Origin of the sequence: Kitasatospora sp. NPDC007106 (assembly GCF_040634455.1) — a bacterium.
Classification (GTDB): Bacteria; Actinomycetota; Actinomycetes; order Streptomycetales; family Streptomycetaceae; genus Kitasatospora; species Kitasatospora arboriphila.
Window position 1 is genome coordinate 1 of the sequence record NZ_JBEYFP010000018.1, and the last position, 12,101, is coordinate 12,101.

12 protein-coding genes are annotated in these 12,101 nt (G+C 74.1%); 3 read left to right on the forward strand and 9 right to left on the reverse strand.

Annotated features, from left to right (window positions below):
• Positions 1-168: 168 nt before the first annotated feature.
• The 6 genes from ABZ641_RS03870 to ABZ641_RS03895 form a co-directional block, all read right to left on the reverse strand.
• Complete coding sequence (locus ABZ641_RS03870; protein ID WP_359978951.1) at positions 169-1,698, reverse strand: DoxX family protein; 1,530 nt, start codon at positions 1,696-1,698, stop codon at positions 169-171.
• A gap of 280 nt (positions 1,699-1,978) precedes the next feature.
• A complete protein-coding gene (rlmB, locus tag ABZ641_RS03875; protein ID WP_344625251.1) occupies positions 1,979-2,971 on the reverse strand; it encodes a 23S rRNA (guanosine(2251)-2'-O)-methyltransferase RlmB in 993 nt (330 codons plus the stop codon).
• A gap of 135 nt (positions 2,972-3,106) precedes the next feature.
• Complete coding sequence (cysS, locus tag ABZ641_RS03880; RefSeq protein ID WP_344625250.1) at positions 3,107-4,498, reverse strand: cysteine--tRNA ligase; 1,392 nt, start codon at positions 4,496-4,498, stop codon at positions 3,107-3,109.
• Between the two features lie 158 nt (positions 4,499-4,656).
• Positions 4,657-5,184 (reverse strand): 2-C-methyl-D-erythritol 2,4-cyclodiphosphate synthase, encoded by a 528-nt coding sequence (ispF, locus tag ABZ641_RS03885; protein ID WP_344625249.1) that lies wholly within the window; start codon positions 5,182-5,184, stop codon positions 4,657-4,659.
• Positions 5,174-5,959 carry a 2-C-methyl-D-erythritol 4-phosphate cytidylyltransferase gene (ispD, locus tag ABZ641_RS03890; protein ID WP_344625248.1) on the reverse strand — a complete coding sequence of 262 codons (786 nt, stop codon included), beginning with the start codon at positions 5,957-5,959 and terminating at the stop codon, positions 5,174-5,176. The genes ispF and ispD overlap by 11 nt, the downstream gene beginning before the upstream one ends.
• A gap of 300 nt (positions 5,960-6,259) precedes the next feature.
• Positions 6,260-6,742, reverse strand: a complete 483-nt coding sequence (locus ABZ641_RS03895; RefSeq protein WP_014136563.1) for a CarD family transcriptional regulator — start codon at positions 6,740-6,742, stop codon at positions 6,260-6,262.
• Positions 6,743-7,201: 459 nt separating this feature from the next.
• Between ABZ641_RS03895 and ABZ641_RS03900 the strand changes: the two genes are divergently transcribed.
• Positions 7,202-7,870 carry a DUF461 domain-containing protein gene (locus tag ABZ641_RS03900; protein WP_344625247.1) on the forward strand — a complete coding sequence of 223 codons (669 nt, stop codon included), beginning with the start codon at positions 7,202-7,204 and terminating at the stop codon, positions 7,868-7,870.
• 131 nt (positions 7,871-8,001) lie between these two features.
• Here ABZ641_RS03900 and ABZ641_RS03905 read toward each other — a convergent pair whose 3' ends face one another.
• Entirely contained in the window at positions 8,002-8,697 is a 696-nt protein-coding gene (locus ABZ641_RS03905) for a response regulator transcription factor (protein ID WP_030267755.1), read from the reverse strand.
• Complete coding sequence (locus ABZ641_RS03910) at positions 8,694-9,995, reverse strand: ATP-binding protein (protein ID WP_344625246.1); 1,302 nt, start codon at positions 9,993-9,995, stop codon at positions 8,694-8,696. Before ABZ641_RS03910 ends, ABZ641_RS03905 begins: the two co-directional genes overlap by 4 nt.
• Positions 9,996-10,292: 297 nt before the next feature.
• On the opposite strand from ABZ641_RS03910, the gene phoU reads away from it, so the two are divergent.
• Both phoU and ABZ641_RS03920 read left to right on the forward strand, forming a co-directional pair.
• Positions 10,293-10,973, forward strand: a complete 681-nt coding sequence (gene phoU, locus ABZ641_RS03915; RefSeq protein ID WP_344625245.1) for a phosphate signaling complex protein PhoU — start codon at positions 10,293-10,295, stop codon at positions 10,971-10,973.
• A gap of 202 nt (positions 10,974-11,175) precedes the next feature.
• A complete protein-coding gene (locus tag ABZ641_RS03920) occupies positions 11,176-11,355 on the forward strand; it encodes a hypothetical protein (protein ID WP_344625244.1) in 180 nt (59 codons plus the stop codon).
• Positions 11,356-11,456: 101 nt separating this feature from the next.
• Here the strand turns inward: ABZ641_RS03920 and ABZ641_RS03925 are convergent, their stop codons facing one another.
• Entirely contained in the window at positions 11,457-12,044 is a 588-nt protein-coding gene (locus ABZ641_RS03925) for a lytic polysaccharide monooxygenase (protein ID WP_359978959.1), read from the reverse strand.
• Positions 12,045-12,101 lie beyond the last annotated feature (57 nt).

The following is a 12,101-nucleotide window of genomic DNA, read 5'->3' on the forward strand; positions in this document are numbered from 1 at the left end:
TGGTTTTTTGTTTTGTGGTGTGTGTTTTTCTGTGGTGTGTTGTCCGGTGCGGGGCGGGGTGCCCACGCCCCGGGCCGGGGGGGGGGCCGTCCCACCCGGGTGGGAGGCCCCTCCGCCGTTCGGTGCGCCGCCGCGCCCCGGGCCGCCGACAGCTCTTCCGGCGGCGCCTCAGGCCGTGGCCGCCGGCCCGGTGGGCCGGTCCATGCCGAGGGACGTGAGGCCGCCCAGCGGCGCGCTGCCGAGCACGCCGCCGATCAGGCCGGTGCTGCTGCCGGGCCGCGGGGTGGACCCGCTGCCGCCGGTGCCGCCCGAGGAGCTCCCGCGGGTGCTGGTGGACCGGCCCGGTCCGCCGCTGCTGCCCGCGGTGGCACCCGACTTGGTCGACTTGGACTTGCCGCCCCTGGTCGAGGAGGAGGACGGCGAGGACTTCCCCGAGGGGGACGGGGAGGTCGACCGGCTGGGCGACGGGGAGGGGCTCGGCGTCGACGACTGCGAGCTGCCGGTGCCGTTGCCCGGCCAGAGCGGGGAGCCGTAGTCGGTCGGCGGCTTGACCGGCGCCGGGCCGGTGCCGCCGCCGGTGCGGACGGCCGCTCCGAGCATCGAGCCGATCAGCAGGGTCAGCCCGACGACCACCGCCGCCACCACGGAGCTGCGCCGCAGCACCCGCCGACGGATCGCCTGCGTCGCCTCGGGGCCGTACTGCCGCCAGGCGTCGAGGGCGATCCGGCCGTCCAGCGAGCCGAACGGCGCCCCGGCGATCAGCAGCGGGCTCCATGCCGCCAGGAAGATCAGGTCGGGGGCGTCGTACACCGGCACCGACCGCCAGCTGACGGTGAAGAGCAGCGCCGCGGAGAGCGTCATCGCCGCGGCGGACGCCACCCGCTGCCAGAGGCCGAGGACGGTGAGGACACCGACCACGATCTCGGTGAACGCCACGCCCAGCCCGGCGCCGACCGGGTGGTTCATGGCGAACGCGAGCAGCGGCTCGGCGACCTTCCAGGGGTGCAGCGAGGAGAGCCAGCGCATCATCGAGCCGCGCTCGCCGCCGTCGAAGTACACCGGGTCGCAGAGCTTGCTGAAGCCGGCGTAGACGGAAAGCGAGCCGAGTACGACCCGCAGCGGCAGCAGCACCAGGCCGAGGTCGACCCGGCGGCCCGGGTAGCGGGCGTGCCGGGCGTCGGCCGGGCCCGCGGCCGCGGGGGCCTCGGGCAGGTCGCCGCTGGGCGTCCAGCCCCGGGTGATCGGCTCGTACGGCAGCGGGGGCGGGCCCGCCTGGCGCGGTACGGCGTGCAGCGGCTGGGTCTCGTCGCCCGGTCCGCCGGCGCCGGGCCCGGTCGGGCCGAAGCCGGGGGCGCCCGCCGGGGCGGGGACGGTGGTGAGCCGGACGGCCTCCAGCAGCCGGGTGGCCGCCATGTCGCCGGGCGCCGTCTGACCGCTCCAGGTGACGGTGGTGACCCGGCCCTTGCGCCGGGGCGCGGCGGTGCCGGCCCCCGCGAAGGCGGGGATCTGCGCGCTCGGCACCACGACCTGCGGCGTGACCAGGGGTCGGGCGCCGAGGCCGGCCGCGCCGGCCCGGATGCCGTACGGGTCCCCGAAGGCCGCGCCGACCGGCACGTCGATCATCGGGGCCACCGGGGCGGCGAGCCGGATGCGGAAGCTGGCCTGGGTGCTGCTGAGCTTCGCGGGATCGGACGGCACCCTGACCGTGCTGAGGCCCGGTCCGGGGTCTATCCCCGCCGTGCCGCCCTGTCCCGGGCGCCGAGGTGTTCTGGTGTCCACACCCCACTAACCGGGTGACGGGCCCGGAGGACACTCTCCCGGGTGGATTCCCGGCGTGGATTTGAAGTGATCATGGGAAAACCGATCGGGCCCGGCCGGACCCGATCGGTTCCTCCCACGAAGCTGTCCGTTCCGGGCGGAACAGCGCCGTTGCGGCGCTGCCGGCCGGCGGGGAACCACCCCCGGCGACCGCCGCCGGTCAGCGGCGGGCGCGCATCCGGGCGGCCTCGTACAGCACGATGCCGGCGGCGACACCGGCGTTCAGCGACTCCGTCTGGCCGGGCATCGGGATGCGGACCCGGATGTCGCAGGTCTCGGCGACCAGCCGGGAGAGGCCCTTGCCCTCGGAGCCGGCCACGATGACCACCGGGCCGGTGAGCGCGTCGAGGTCGCCGATCTCGGCCTCGCCGTCGGCGGCCAGGCCGACCACCATCAGACCGGCCTTCTGGTAGGCCTCCAGGGCGCGGGTCAGGTTGGTGGCGCGGGCGACGGGCAGCCGGGCGGCGGCACCCGAGGAGGTCTTCCAGGCACCGGCGGTCATGCCCGCGGCGCGGCGCTCGGGGATGACCACGCCGTGCGCGCCGAAGGCGGCGGCGGAGCGGACGACGGCGCCGAGGTTGCGGGAGTCGGTGACCCCGTCCAGCGCCATGATCAGCGCGTCCTCGCCGGCGTCGGCGGCCTCGGCGACCAGGTCGTCCGGGTGCGCGTACTCGTACGGCGGGACCTGCAGCACCAGGCCCTGGTGGTTGAGGCCGCCGGTCATCTGGTCGAGCTGGGCGCGCGGGGCCTCCATGAGCGGGACGCCGCGCTCGTTGGCGGCCTGGTACGCGTCGCGGACCCGGTCGTCGGTGTCGATGAACTGCATCACGTACAGCGCGTTGGCCGGCACGCCGCCCTGCAGGGCCTCGACCACGGAGTTGCGGCCGACCACCAGCTCGGCGGCACCGGCGCCGCCGCGCCCGCCCCGGCCGGCGCCGCCGGCCCGGCGCATGCCGGCCCGGGACTTGGCGTCCCGCTCGCGCTTGAGCGCGGCGTTGGCGGCACGCTGCTTGGGGTGTCCCTTGCGGGCCTCCCCGGGCGGGGTCGGGCCCTTGCCCTGCAGTGCCTTCCGGCTGTGGCCGCCGGTACCGACACTCGCGCCCTTCTTCGACCCGGGGTTGCGGCGGTTCCTGCGCTGGCTGTTGCCGGCCATGGCTGTACTTCCTGTCTCTTCTACGTCTTGAGGTTCGTCATGAGGATGGGCCGTAGCCGGTGGAGCACCGGCTGCGGCCCACGCTCGCCCCGTGGCCGGGGCTACTGGTTCGCCGGTCCCGCCCGTGGGCGGGACCTACTGGTTGACCGTCCAGCGGGGGCCGGACGGGGTGTCCTCGATCGCCAGCCCGGCCAGCCCGAGCTGGTCGCGGATGGCGTCCGCGGTGGCGTAGTCCTTGCGGTCCCGGGCCGCCTGGCGCTGGTCCAGGACGAGCCGGACGAGCGAGTCGACCACGCCGTGCAGGTCGTCGCCGCGGCTGCCGCCGGCCCAGAAGTCGTCGAGCGGGTCGAGGCCCAGCACTCCGAGCATCGCACGGACCTCGGCGAGTCGCGCCACCGCGCTGTCCTTGTCGTCCGCGGTCAGCGCGCTGTTGCCCTGGCGGACGGCGGTGTGCAGCACGGCGAGGGCCTGCGGGACGCCGAGGTCGTCGTCCATCGCCTCGGCGAAGGCGAGCGGGACCTCGGGGGCCGGGTCGACCGCGCCGCAGCGCTCGACGGCCCGCTCGACGAAGCCCTCGATGCGGGCGAAGGCGGTCTCGGCCTCGCGCAGCGACTCCTCGCTGTACTCGATCATCGAGCGGTAGTGCGGGGAGGCCAGGTAGTAGCGGAGCACGATCGGGCGCCAGCGCTGCACCATGTCGGAGACCAGCACCGAGTTGCCGAGCGACTTGCTCATCTTCTCGCCGCTCATGGTGACCCAGGCGTTGTGCACCCAGAACGCCGCGAAGTCGTCGCCGTAGGCCTTGGACTGCGCGATCTCGTTCTCGTGGTGCGGGAAGATCAGGTCGATCCCGCCGCCGTGGATGTCGAAGGCCCGGCCGAGGTACTTGTGCGCCATGGCCGAGCACTCCAGGTGCCAGCCGGGGCGGCCGCGGCCCCAGGGGGTCTCCCAGCTGGGCTCGCCCTCCTTGGCCCGCTTCCACATGGCGAAGTCGCGGGCGTCCCGCTTGCCGGTCTCGCCCTCGCCCTCGGGCTGCAGGAGGTTCTCCAGCTGCTGGTTGGAGAGCTCCAGGTAGTCCGGGTAGGACTTCACGTCGAAGTAGACGTTGCCCTCGGAGGCGTAGGCGTGGCCGCGCTCGATCAGGCCGCGCATCATCTCGATCATCTCGGGCACGTGGCCGGTGGCCCGCGGCTCGGCGGTGGGCGGCAGGCAGCCGAGGGCGGCGTAGCCGTCGTTGAACGCGCGCTCGTTGGCGTAGGCGATCTGCCACCAGGGGATGCCGAACTCCCGGCTCTTGGCGATCACCTTGTCGTCGATGTCGGTGACGTTGCGCACGAAGGTGACGTCGTAGCCGCGGTAGCCCAACCACCGGCGCATCACGTCGAAGTTGAGGCCGGACCGGATGTGCCCGATGTGGGGCGGGGCCTGCACGGTCGCACCGCACAGGTAGATCGAGACACAGCCCGGTACAAGCGGGACGAAGTCGCGTACCTGGCGGGTGTTGGTGTCGTACAGGCGAAGGGTCACAGCGTCAAGCGTAGTGGGCCCACAGGGGTGCCCCGCCACCTTTACGGGCGCGGGACTCCCACCGTCGCAGCGGTTCCGGGGCCCGCCGGCCCGTGCCCGGGCGGGCCGCCCCGGCGGACGGGCCGTCAGGGCGGCGGGCCGGGCGGACCGGCGGGACGTCAGGAGGTGCGGTACACCAGGGCGGTGGCGATCGCGGCCAGGCCCTCGGCGCGGCCGGTCAGGCCGAGGCCGTCGGTGGTGGTGCCGGAGACGGCGACCGGGGCGCCGACCGCGGCCGAGAGCGCGGCCTGCGCCTCGGCGCGGCGCTTGCCGATCTTCGGGCGGACGCCGATCACCTGGATCGCCACGTTGCCGATCTCGAAGCCGGCGGCGCGGACGATCCGGGCGGCCTCCGCGAGCAGGGCGGTGCCGGCGGCGCCGGACCACTCCGGGCGGTCGGTGCCGAAGTGCGCGCCGAGGTCGCCGAGGCCGGCGGCGGAGAACAGCGCGTCGCAGGCGGCGTGCGCGGCGACGTCGGCGTCCGAGTGCCCGGCCAGGCCGTCACCGGCGTCCGGCCAGTCGAGTCCGGCGACCCGCAGCGGGCGGCCGGCCTCGAAGGCGTGCACGTCGGTGCCGATGCCGACCAGCGGCATGACGGGAGCGGCCGGGACGGCGGAGCCGGCGGCGCCGGTGGGGTCAGAAACCATCGGAGGCCCTCCTGCGGGCGAGCACGGCCTCGGCGAGCACGAGGTCCAGCGGACGGGTGACCTTGAACGCCTCCTCGTGGCCGGGCACCACGACGACCCGGCCGCCGAAGCGCTCGACCAGCCCGGCGTCGTCGGTGACCGGCGGGAGGCCGCCGGCCGACTCCTCGGCGACCGCCTTCTCGTGCACCTCGTGCAGCACCGAGCGGCGGAAGCCCTGCGGGGTCTGCACGGCGCGCAGCGCGGAGCGGTCCGGGGTCTCCAGCACGGGTTCGGGCACGCCGGGCTCCTGCGGCTCGACCCGCTTGACGGTGTCGGCGAGCGGCACGGCGGGGACGACGGCGTCGGCCCCGGCGCGGACGGCGGCGGCGACGGCGTCCACCACCTCGACCGGGACGAGCGGCCGGGCCGCGTCGTGCACCAGCACCGCCTCGACCTCCTCGGGGATGGCCGCGAGTCCGAGCCGGACGGACTCCTGCCGGGTGGCGCCGCCGGCGACCACGCGGACGTCCTTGCCGTCGAGGCCGTGGCTGCCGAGCAGGGCGACCACCTCGGCGACCCCGTCCGGCGGGGCGGCGACCACGACCAGGCCGATCGCCCGGCTGCGGGCCAGCGCCCGGACGGCGTGGACCAGCAGGGGCACCCCGCCGAGTTCGCGGAGGGCCTTCGGGGCGCCGGGCCCCAACCGCTCCCCGCGCCCGGCGGCGGGCACCACCGCCGCTGCAACTGCTGCTGACCCGTTCAGGTTTCGCTCCTTCGGCGAAGTGGGTATGGCCATGGCGTGCGCCGCACGGCGTACGCGACGGACCCCTTCCGACTGCACGTTAGCCAAACCGCTCCGACGAGTCCGACACCCCGCGCGCAGGGCCGGCGTGCGACCGGGGTGCGACGGCCCGTGCGGGGCGTCCGCACGACGGGCGCGCGGGCCCGCCGAACGCGCCGTCACCCGGCCGGCACCCGCGGCCCGGATGCACCGTGGGCGGGCACGCCGAAGCGCCCGAGGTGCCGGAGACCGACCCGGACAACGGTGTGACCGGGATCGCGCACCGGCATCGGGCGCTGGGCGTTGCGAAGCCGCTTAGGAGGCGAGGACCTCGTCGAGCAGCGTCTCCGCCTTGTCCTCGTTGGTGTTCTCGGCCAGCGCGAGTTCGCTGACCAGGATCTGGCGAGCCTTGGCGAGCATCCGCTTCTCGCCGGCCGACAGGCCGCGCTCGCGCTCGCGGCGCCACAGGTCGCGGACGACCTCGGCGACCTTGATGACATCGCCCGAGGCGAGCTTCTCGAGATTCGCCTTGTAGCGACGCGACCAGTTGGTGGGCTCCTCGGTGTACGGCGCGCGCAGCACCTCGAAGACCCGGTCGAGACCTTCCTGACCGACCACGTCGCGCACGCCGACGAACTCCGCGTTCTCGGCGGGCACACGCAGTGTCAGGTCTCCCTGCTGCACCTTGAGCACCAGGTAGGTCTTGTCCACACCTTTGATCTGGCGAGTTTCGATGGCCTCGATCAGCGCGGCCCCGTGATGGGGGTAGACCACCGTGTCGCCAACCTTGAACGTCATGTGACAGGACCCCTTCCGTGGCTTTCCAGAATAACACGCTTCTCGGCGCACCCGAAGGGCGTTTTCGCAGGTCAGGGCAGGTCTCAGGGCTTGACAACCACCCCCATGACGTGCTGCGACCGGTGTTCGAGGAGGGCTTCCCGCAGGTCGGAGGCGGTTCGGCAGCTCGGCGAAACCTCTGGCAACACCGCCGAAACCATGATTGGATCTTGAGTTTTCGTCCGATCCGCCGCCGTGTCCGAACCGTTATCCGGTGACCCTCCCGGCGGGACCCGTGCGACCTGCGCCGGTTCGTGGACGTCCGGGATCGCCGCGGCGGCGTGCTGCGGGTGCGTACGGACGGAGGACCGCGACACGGGGCCACCCCGTGGGAGGCGGGCGTAAGCGGTCGGTAGTCTGATCGCTGACCACCCCACGTGATCCACATCCGTGATCCACACCCAAGGAGAAGTCGCCGCCGTGAGCCGGAGCCTTCGACGCGGCGCGGTCGCCGCCATCGTCCTCGCCGCTGTTCTGCCGCTGTCCGCCTGCGCGGCCGGCAACCAGGCGGAGACCCTGCAGATCAAGCCGGACAACGCGGCGACCTCGGTCGGCCAGAACCTGCGCCTCAACAACGTGCTGCTGGTGACCGCCAAGGGTGCCTCCTCGGACGAGGCCGGCCCGGTCAACCTGACGGTCAACATCGCCAACACCGGCTCGGCCCCCGAGGTCCTGCAGTCCGTGTCGGTCGAGGGCGCCGGCAACGCCACCTTCACCGACGCCAAGGGCGCCGAGGTGTCCGAGATCACCATCCCGGCCGGCGGCTCCGTGCTGATCGGCGGCGAGGGCCAGCCCGCCGTCCACCTGTCCTCGGCGAAGCTCCCGCTCGGCGGCTACGCCGACACCGACTTCACCTTCAAGACCGCGGGCAAGGTCGGCCTGCCGGTCGGCGTCGTGCCGGCCGAGGGCCTGTACGCCTCGTTCGGCCCCAAGGCTCCCGAGGAGAGCGCCAAGCCGTCGGCCTCCGCGAGCGCCTCGGCCACCGCCACCGGCTCGCCCTCCGCCACCGCCTCGGGCTCGCCCTCCGCCACCGCCTCGGCCACGGCGACCGGCTCGGCCACCGCGACGGCGAGCGCCTCGGCGCACTGAGCCTCGGCGCACTGAGCCTCGGCACACCGAGCCGCAGCGAACCGCGCGTATCGACTGCAACGGCCGAGGGCCCCGCACGGAGCGGGGCCCTCGGCCGTCGTCGTCACCGGGGCCGGTCGGCCCGGGCCGGCCTACGGCTCGAACTTGTAGCCCAGGCCGCGGACGGTGACCAGGTAGCGCGGCGCGCCCGGGTCCGGCTCGATCTTGGCGCGCAGCCGCTTGACGTGGACGTCCAGGGTCTTGGTGTCGCCGACGTAGTCCGCACCCCAGACCCGGTCGATCAGCTGCATGCGGGTGAGCACCCGGCCGGCATTGCGGAGCAGCATCTCCAGCAGGTCGAACTCCTTGAGCGGCAGGTCGACCTTGGCGCCGTCCACCGTCACCACGTGCCGGTCGACGTCCATCCGGACGGGGCCGGCCTCCAGCGCGCCCGGGCCGCTGCCGTCGCCGTTGCCGTTGCCGTCCTCGCCGCGGCGGCGGAGCACCGCGCGGATGCGGGCGACCAGCTCACGGGTGGAGTAGGGCTTGGTGACGTAGTCGTCCGCACCTATCTCCAGACCGACGACCTTGTCGATCTCGCTGTCCTTGGCGGTGACCATGATCACCGGCACGTTGGAGCGGACGCGCAGCTGGCGGCAGACCTCGGTGCCCGGCAGGCCCGGCAGCATCAGGTCGAGCAGGACCAGGTCGGCGCCGTTGCGCTCGAACTGCTCCAGGGCGTCGGGGCCGGTGGCGGCCACGGCCACCTCGAATCCCTCCTTGCGGAGCATGTACGAGAGGGCGTCGCTGAACGACTCCTCGTCCTCGACCACCAGTACTCGGGTCACGATCGGGCCTCCGGGGCAGGAAGGGGGGTTGGTGCTGTGGTGTCGGTCTCGTCCGCCTCGGTCGGCGGGACGGTCGCGCGGCCGCCGGCGGGCACTTGCCCGGCCGGGAGCCGCAGGGTGAAGGTGGATCCCTGGCCCTCGACGCTCCACACCGCCACGGTGCCGCGGTGGGAGGCCGCGACGTGCTTGACGATGGAGAGGCCGAGGCCGGTTCCGCCGGTGGCCCTTGATCGGGCCGGGTCCACCCGGTAGAAGCGTTCGAAGATCCGCTCGCGGTCCTTCTCCGAGATGCCGATGCCCTGGTCGGTCACCGAGATCTCGATCAGCTCGCCGTCGGCCTCGCCGAGGACGGCGGCGCTGGAGATGCGGCGGGTGGCGATGGCCACCCGGGTCCGCGGCGGGCTGTAGTTGACGGCGTTCTCGACGAGGTTGCCGAGCGCGGCCGCGAGCTGGCCGCGGTTGCCGTGCAGGTAGAGGCCGCCGGTGCCGCCCGCGGCGATCAGGATCTGCTTGGCGGCGGCGGGCTGGCGGCAGCGGTCGATCGCCTCGGCGATCAGCTCGTCGACCGGGACGGGCTCGGGGTCGACCAGCAGCTGGTCGTCCTGGACCCGGGACAGGTCGATGATCTCCTGGACGAGGCTGGCCAGCCGGGTCGCCTCGATCTGCATCCGGCCGGCGAAGCGCTGGACGGCCTCCGGGTCGTCGGAGGCGTCCGCGACGGCCTCGGAGAGCAGCGAGAGCGCGCCGACCGGGGTCTTGAGCTCGTGCGAGACGTTGGCCACGAAGTCGCGGCGGATCGCCTCGATCCGGCGCCGCTCGGTCAGGTCCTCGACCAGGACGAGGACCAGCCGGGAGCCCAGCGGGGCGACCCGGACGGAGACGGCCAGCGGGTCGGACGCACGGGCGCCGCCGGGCCGGGGCACCTCCAGTTCGACCTGCCGGATCTCGCCGTCGCGGCGGGTCGCCCGGGCCAGCGAGAGCATCTGTTCCACGGCCACCGCACCGCCGCGGACCAGCCCCATCGCGTAGGCGGCGGAGCTGGCCTTGACCACCTCGTCGCCCTCGCCGAGCACGATCGCGCAGGAGCGCAGCACGGAGAGCACCGTGTCCACGCCTGCCGGCAACGGGGGTTCGTACGCCAGGAGCCCGCTGCCCCCGGTCCTGCCGGCGGAGCCGCCCCGGGGGGAGGCGCCGCGGGCCTGCTCGCGCTCGCTCCAGCGGAAGGCGATGGCGGCCGTGAGACCGACGCCGAGCCCGGCTATGGCGCAGGCAGCGGCGGTGGCCACATTCACGTCCATGCCACTCAGCCTAAGCGCAGGTCGGGCACGCTCCCCAAGGGTGCGATCAAGGGCTCGGCCGCACGTTGCCGAGAATTCACCTTCAGTCCTCCACCGGTTCACTGCGGGGGTCGTGCGCGGTCGCCCGGACGGCTCAGTGTGGTCGACGCAAGCCCGTGCGGGCGGTGACGCGGCTACCATTCGCGCCACCAGCAGCGGCCGTCCTCGGGACGGACCGGTCGGCACCGCCACCGACAGAGCTACTGACGGACCGGCCGGCCCTCCGTTCGGGGGGACGGGCGGCCAGGAGGAGAGAGCATGCGCGACCAGTACCACGAGGAACTCGACTCGATCAGCGACGGCCTGGTCGAGCTCGCCCGGCTGGTCGGCTCGGCCATGGGCCGGGCCACCACCGCGCTGCTCGACGCGGACCTGGCCCTGGCGGAGAGCGTGATCGCCGCCGACGAGAAGGTCAACGACCTCCACCACGACCTGGAGAACCGGGCCATCGACCTGCTGGCCCGGCAGCAGCCCGTCGCGACGGACCTGCGCATCGTGGTCACCAGCCTGCGCATGAGCGCCGACCTGGAGCGCTGCGGCGACCTGGCCCGGCACGTGGCCAAGGTGGCCCGGCTGCGCTACCCCGAGTCGGCCGTGCCGAACGACCTGCACCCGATCGTGCTGGAGATGGGGCAGCTCGCCCAGCGCCTGGTCGCCAAGGCCGGCCTGGTGATCTCCACCAAGGACGCCAACGCCGCCCTGGAGCTGGAGCGGGACGACGACGCGATCGACGCCCTGCACCGCGAGCTGTTCTCGCACCTGCTGGACGACCGCTGGCAGCACGGCATCGAGACCGCGGTCGACGTGACCCTGGTGGGCCGCTACTACGAGCGGTTCGCGGACCACGCGGTGTCGGTGGCCAAGCGCGTGGTCTTCCTGGTGACCGGCGAGCACGCGGACGAGTTCGCGGCGGAGGCGGCGGCCCTGCAGGCCGAGTGATCCGCGGCCCCCGGACGGGGCACGGCGGGGGCGCGTCGGCCGGGGGCGCACGCGTGCGCGGGCGCCCTACCTCCGCGCGCCCGTTGACGCCCCGTCCGGGACCGGTTTTCACTCGTTCTGGGCATGCCGGCGGGTGCTGCGGCGTGCCGTGGTGTGCCGTCGACTGCCGTCGACAGCCGTCGATGAGGAGGACCCGACCGCGATGAAGGCTGACCAGAACCCGACCACGGCCGCGGCGGGACCCGCCGCGCCGCCCTCCGTGAAGCTGCTGCCGGTCGTCGCCGCGGGCTGCGGCTGCGGGCCGGGGTGCGGCTGCGGCTGCCAGTCCGGCGCCCCCTGCCAGTGCGGCGGCGCGGACGGCGGCTGCTGCGGCGGCCACTGACGCCGGACGCCCCGGCCGGGCGGCGCTGCTGCGTCGTCCGGCCGGGGCGTCGCCGTGTCGGCACGGATCGTCGCCGTGCCGGGGCGGATCGGGCCGGACGCCTAGAAGGTGACGTCCATGCACTGGTAGAAGGCGTTGCCGGTGTCCGCGACGTCCCAGATCGCCAGGACCACCTGGTGGCCGGTGCGGCCGGAGGGCAGGGTCGCGGTGTGGCTCAGCGTGGCGGGCGGCTGCGCGCCGTTGTAGGGGACGGTGAGGAAGGGCGTGGTGTCCAGGTTGGCCCGGGTCACCTTGCTGCCCGCGTTGTAGCCCGGCTTGGTGAGGTAGTAGCGGAACTGCGTGGTGGCGTGCCGGGCGGTGAACTTCCAGGTGAAGGTCAGCCGCTGGCCGGCGCTCACCCGGGTGGCCGGCCACGCCCCGCCGCGCGGGTCGTCGAGCTGGGCGAAGCGGCTGTTGCCGCCCGCGCAGAGGGTGCCGTCGGCCGGGCCCTGGGCCGGGAATCCCTTCGGCCCTTCGACGCTCTGCGGCTCCCACTGGATGTCGCCGCAGTTCTTCACGGTGCCGGCGGCGCACAGGGCGGCCCGGCTCGGCGGGGTGGTGATCCAGGCGTGCGAGTACGCGGGGATCGCGGTGGCCAGTGGGACGGCCGCGGCGGCCGCCGCGGCCGCCAGGATGTGACGCTTGCGCATGGTGCTCCCTCCGTGGGGGTGGATGGAGTGTGCGTGTGCGTGCAGGGAAGGCCCCGG